Here is a 5,374-nt window from a genome sequence, read left to right as displayed (position 1 = left end):
ATCACTTTCCATGATAAACCGTTCTTGTTTGGCTTTATCACGAAAGTAAAAGAAGACAATGAATGGGATCACAAAAAGGGTATAATAAAGCCCTAATTTAAAACGGTTGTCATTGATCCCCATGGAAGTAATACAAATGAATCGAGATACTGCATCTGTTTTCATCGCTTGCAATATGTTTTCCGTCCCCTGGGATAGGATATGGCTGGGACCTAAAAATCGTTTATGACCCAAAGCAGACAAAACGGCATCTTGTCCCTTAAAAATACCGTCGAGATCTGTAGTATTTAATACATTCCCCTGTACCACTTTTAGATTGGGGTGTTGAATTTTCACTTTTTTAGGATTCCGAACCAGGGCGGTGATATGATGCCCGGCTTCCAGGCCTTGTTTTAGTAGTTCCTTCCCTGTTTTTCCGGTACCTCCTATGATGGTTAGTTTCATTTTAAAACGATTTTAGACACAAGAGTATATAGAATTACTGAATATCAGGTATTTATAATGCTCAGTTGTTGAAATATGGTTCTCAGTTGATCTGAAGGGGTCAATTCTACGGGATCAAAGCAGTCCTATAGGGCCGCCATATATTTCTTCAAATTACCCTGAATAAAATAGTCCCATCCTCCAATACAGCTCTCGCGTTTAAATTCAGGAATGTCTTGGGGAAAATCGGATTGCACAAGGATGGTCAATTGCAGCCTTGAAGAGTTTTGGTCTCCAAATACCTCAAAACAAGAAGTTGAAGCACCCGGATATTCCAGGAAACGCCAGCTATAGGTTATCTTCTTGTGTGGTACCACCTCAATAACTTCCCATTGATGTGTAAAAACCCTATCTTCTGAATGTACTTTGAAATTGATTTTAAATCCAACAGTTGGTTGAAAATCATCCATTACATCAAAATACCATTTCTTCATTTCATTGATGTTTGTAAGTGCTTTCCATAGCTCATTGGCACTTTTGTTAAAGTTGGCTTCAACAACAATTGGTGGATCTGTTTTTTTCATAGGTTCCTAGTTTTAGGAATTTGTGACCTTAAGATCATTCATGGTCGAATATAGAAGGCAACCCAAAGAGGTCGTTCTGGGAGGCATCGAGGGTTTCTGCAATACGAGCTAAATTTTCTTTAGTAGGTGCAAGATCTATGTATTTATCTATGATGGCTCTGTTCTTATAGATGACGATGGTATTTTCCACCTCTGGATTTACTTTGTTGAGAACCACTTCACTTTTTTTATCTGAGAAAGATGGGACAAAGGTAAGGGCCGTATACTGCAGGTCTAATTCCTTTCCGAGCATTTCTAATTCCTTTTGACGCGCTTCATGGCTATAATCATTTTCATTCCCATAAACAAAATAGGCTTTTAAATAGGCTTTTCTTCGGTCACTTTCAAATTCGAGGAATTGCAACCAGGTTTTGATGTCTTCCCAATTAGGATGATTACCTACAAAATAAACGATTCCATTATATCGTCCATATTTACAAACAGGACAGGTTTTTGTTCCCTTGTCGGGACCATAAGCATGATAGGGGGTAAAGGACGGATTGTCCTCTCCAATGGCTAGTCCTGAGCTTACTTTAGCAGTATTAGTTGTAGGATACTCCGGGATATTCAAACCCAACACTATATCGTGTTCAGCTACTTGTATATCTCCGTCTACAAGTAATCTCAGCACCCCACTGCCGCCTCTATTTTCCAATGATCTTCGGACCGTTCCTGTCAATAATTTGTCATCGTCAAAAACAAGTTCGTCAATATAATATTCATCCGCAATATTTGGCTCCTTTACGGACAGGTGAATATGAGCCGGTTCGTTATTGTTGGGATAGGGAGCAGGACGTACTGTATAGATATCGTATTTCCCATCTTTATTGGTCTTTACCCATCCTCTTAAATGGCCATGCCTTCTGGCTCTTGGATCCATCCCTTTTTTTGGAGTATAATATCCGTTCGCATCGGTTTGCCAGTAATAGATTATGATATCCGAGGCAGGCTTTTTACCCCCAGATTGGTAAACCTTTCCAGTGACATGAAGCTTTTGACCCCCGCTTTGCCATCCTGCACTTGTGTCAATGGCCTGTAACTCAGCGGGCATATCCACATACATGAGTTCGCACCCATCGCATCCTCCTCCAACCATTTTGTTTACAGATGAGGTAGAAGATCGCTGTGAAGCAGATTTGGTTTGCCCATTACAAGAAATCAACACCCATGAAAAGAGTAGAAATAAAAGGAAATGTTGTTTTTTTAAAGACCACATAATAGATTTCATATCTGGTGAAATTTAAAATGAATTACAACCACTTATTACGTTTAAAATACAGTAACATTCCCACTGCTACAATGACCATAACGCCCAGCATAATAAAGTAACTGTATTTAAAATGCAATTCTGGTAAGACATCAAAGTTAGTGCCATAGATCCCCGCAATAAAGGTGAGGGGGATAAAGATCACCGAAAATACTGTCAGGAATTTCATTACATCGTTTAATTTGCTGCTAATAGTGGTGTGGTAAATGTTTAACTGGTCTGACAAGATCTCCCGGTAACTGTCCGATACTTCATGGGCCTGACTAATATTATCTTCCAATTCTTTGAAATGTACATAGGAAGATTCATTGATGAATTCAGATTCCATTTTGGCCAGGACAAAGATCATTTCCTTGGCGGGTTTAATGCTTTTGCGCAGGAAATTCAATTCGCGCTTATATTTATTGATCTCATTGATGACCACCTCATTGGGATTTATTAGCAGGTTGTCTTCAAGGGTTTCTATTTTTTCTCCGAGAACACTTAACACGTATAAATAATTATCAATTACAATATCGAGTAAAGCAAAGGTCAGATAATCTGTACCCCCGTTTCTTATTCTTTTTTTCTGTTTACGAATGCGTTCCCGCACAGGTTCAAAAACATCACCTCTCTTTTCCTGGAATGAGATTAAGACAGATTCTGTTAAGATCAAGCTGAGATTTTCCACAATGATCTGGCCTGTATCTTCGTTTTGCTGCATCATTTTGATGGTGATCAAAATACAATTGTCATATTCCAAAACTCGTGGCCTGGCCTGAGTTTGCATCACTTCAGCCAGCACCAAGGTATCCAGATCAAAAGTTTCCGCGATCTCCTTCATGATTGCTGCATTGTGCAGACCATCTACGTTAAGCCAGGTAACAGTATCTTTTTCCGTGTATTTTAGAACATCCTGAACCATTTTTAAGGCGTCTTCTTCCAGTGTTTCTTCATCAAAATCTATGATGCGTAGTATTACCTCATTGATCTTCTTTTTGCCTCGGAATAGAAGTTCATCCGGTGCCAAGCCTATTTCTTGTTTTTTTTTCTTGATGAATCTAGTCATGGTCATAAAGTTTGTTACATAATGCCAATAGGTCAATTGGACACCAATAAGCTACGATTTTTTTTTATTGATTTAATTCAAAATTCTCTGTCAGTATTTTCTCAACTCATAGAAACACCAAACAAATGTCCGATATAGGCGGTAATTCCCATAGCAACTGTGCCCCAAAAAGTAATTCTTAAAACAGCCTTTTTAATACTGGAACCGCCGGCTTTGGCAGCTACAGCTCCCAAGGTAGCAAGGAAGAGGGTAGCCAGCACATATTGCCAATAGATCATTGGTTTTACGGGAACAAATAAAGCAGCCAATACGGGCAATATGCCCCCAAATATAAAGGCGGCTCCAGAAGCAAAGGCGGCTTGCAATGGCCGTGCCCTGGTAATGCTGTTTATACCCAACTCATCTCTGGCATGGGCACCCAGGGCATCATGTTCGGTAAGTTGCCTGGCTACTTCAACAGAAAGTTCAGGTGTTAGACCCCGGTCTTCATAAATCTGTGCAAGTTCTTCTAATTCTGCCTCTGGCATTTCTATCAGTTCTTTTTTTTCCCTTTCGAGATCTGATGTTTCAATATCTGTCTGTGAACTGACCGACACGTATTCCCCGGCTGCCATGGAGAGTGCTCCCGCTACTAGTCCGGCCACCCCCGCCAAAACAATTGGTTCCCTTGTTGAAGAAGCGGCAGCTACACCAATGATAATACTGGCGGTTGAAAGGATCCCATCGTTTGCACCTAAAATAGAAGCTCGTAACCAACCGCTACGAATGAGATAATGTTCTTCTTTTTTCATCGTTCTTTTATTTAGGCGTTAAATTCTTGTTTTGTATTTAGTTGCCTTTATTTATTTACCAGGGTACTATCTTTAAGAACCTTTTGTTTTCCACTGCCACTTATTTTTTCCGTTATGGCAATCCAAAAAGGGCTAATACAAATTGTAAGGGAGATCAGGGATATCGTAAAATCATAGGCATACTGGGTTAGAATATCCAGATTCAAAGCAGTAATACATATCAAAAAACTCAATTCCCCAATTTGGGCCAACATGGCTCCTCCAAAGATGGCATCTTTCCACGAATTGTGATAGGATTTTAAAATAAGGGTATTAATAAATTGATTTAATACATACACCGCAATCATTACAAGCCCTAAAGGAAGAAGATTACTTAGTAAAAACTCTATATTAATCTGGGCCCCAATACTTATAAAAAAAATGGCCACAAAAAGGATCCTGAACGAATGAATGGCATCATGGATCCACCTGGTGGCCTTACCCGCGTGCATCACCAGGCCGCCGACAAAGGCACCAAGTGCTTCTGAAATACCAAACAAACCGGCAATCATAGCCCCTGCAAAACAAAAGAACAAGGCCAGGAATACCTGAAGTTCATGATCTTTTTGAATAGACCTTTTAAAGGGTAGCCAGGTAATTTCTTTTTTGATATAGATATAAATGATAGTCGATATGATCAGGACACCCCCGATGACCTTCAGGATTACAGAGTTGAAGGAAGTATCTTCCCCGCCAACTATAGAGATAATGATAAGGATTGGGGCGATGGCTATATCCTGAGCCAGGAGAATGCTGGAAACATTTTGCCCTATCTTTTTATTCATCAATTGCTTGTCCTCAAGTAATTTGAAGATCACAGCCGAACTGGAAAGTGCAATAACAAATCCTAGTACAATGATTCGGGTGGTGTTCCATTCAAAAAGAATTCCAATGGCCCAAACGCTGCCAATACTTAAAAGGAATTGGCCAAGGGTTCCAAATACCGCAAGTTTCCAATTTCCTATAAAAGAAGTAAGGTCTATTTCCATCCCGATAAAGAAGAACAAAAGAATGATCCCTAGTTCGCCAATATATCGCATGTTGGTCTCATCCCCGATCACGTCAAAACCGTGCTGCCCTATTAGGATGCCAATAAGAATATAAGCAATAAGGGTGGGTTGCTTTATTTTTTTCAATAAAAAACCAGATAACACAACGGCCAATCCAACAATGCAAATCAAAG

Annotated in this window: 6 protein-coding genes; all 6 read right to left on the bottom strand. The window is 39.8% G+C overall.

Annotated elements, in window-relative coordinates; translation table 11 throughout:
* Positions 1-444: NAD(P)-dependent oxidoreductase (locus Q0X72_RS12910; protein WP_297766197.1), on the bottom strand; the 444-nt coding region annotated here is incomplete at its 3' end.
* Between the two features lie 125 nt (positions 445-569).
* Entirely contained in the window at positions 570-1,007 is a 438-nt protein-coding gene (locus Q0X72_RS12905; RefSeq protein WP_297766194.1) for an SRPBCC domain-containing protein, read from the bottom strand.
* A 34-nt stretch (positions 1,008-1,041) separates the two neighbouring features.
* On the bottom strand, positions 1,042-2,274 hold the full coding sequence (locus Q0X72_RS12900; RefSeq protein WP_297766191.1) for an intradiol ring-cleavage dioxygenase: 1,233 nt from the start codon (positions 2,272-2,274) through the stop codon (positions 1,042-1,044).
* Positions 2,275-2,296: 22 nt separating this feature from the next.
* On the bottom strand, positions 2,297-3,361 hold the full coding sequence (gene corA / locus Q0X72_RS12895) for a magnesium/cobalt transporter CorA (RefSeq protein WP_297766188.1): 1,065 nt from the start codon (positions 3,359-3,361) through the stop codon (positions 2,297-2,299).
* A 101-nt stretch (positions 3,362-3,462) separates the two neighbouring features.
* Positions 3,463-4,152, bottom strand: a complete 690-nt coding sequence (locus Q0X72_RS12890) for a VIT family protein (protein WP_297766186.1) — start codon at positions 4,150-4,152, stop codon at positions 3,463-3,465.
* Positions 4,153-4,199: 47 nt separating this feature from the next.
* Positions 4,200-5,374, bottom strand: a 1,175-nt coding sequence (locus Q0X72_RS12885; RefSeq protein ID WP_367180463.1) for a cation:proton antiporter, incomplete at its 5' end; no start/stop codon positions are given.

It is taken from the genome of uncultured Muriicola sp. (assembly GCF_947258935.1).
In the GTDB taxonomy this organism is placed as follows: Bacteria; Bacteroidota; Bacteroidia; order Flavobacteriales; family Flavobacteriaceae; genus Muriicola.
Note: the sequence above shows the minus strand (reverse complement) of the source record. Positions and strands in the feature narration are given on the sequence as shown.

Coding starts and splice junctions, on each gene's coding strand:
- Q0X72_RS12905 (WP_297766194.1), bottom strand. CDS start 1,007: ATGAAAAAAACAGATCCACCAATTGTTGTTGAAGCCAACTTTAACAAA.
- Q0X72_RS12900 (WP_297766191.1), bottom strand. CDS start 2,274: ATGAAATCTATTATGTGGTCTTTAAAAAAACAACATTTCCTTTTATTT.
- Q0X72_RS12890 (WP_297766186.1), bottom strand. CDS start 4,152: ATGAAAAAAGAAGAACATTATCTCATTCGTAGCGGTTGGTTACGAGCT.
- corA (WP_297766188.1), bottom strand. CDS start 3,361: ATGACTAGATTCATCAAGAAAAAAAAACAAGAAATAGGCTTGGCACCG.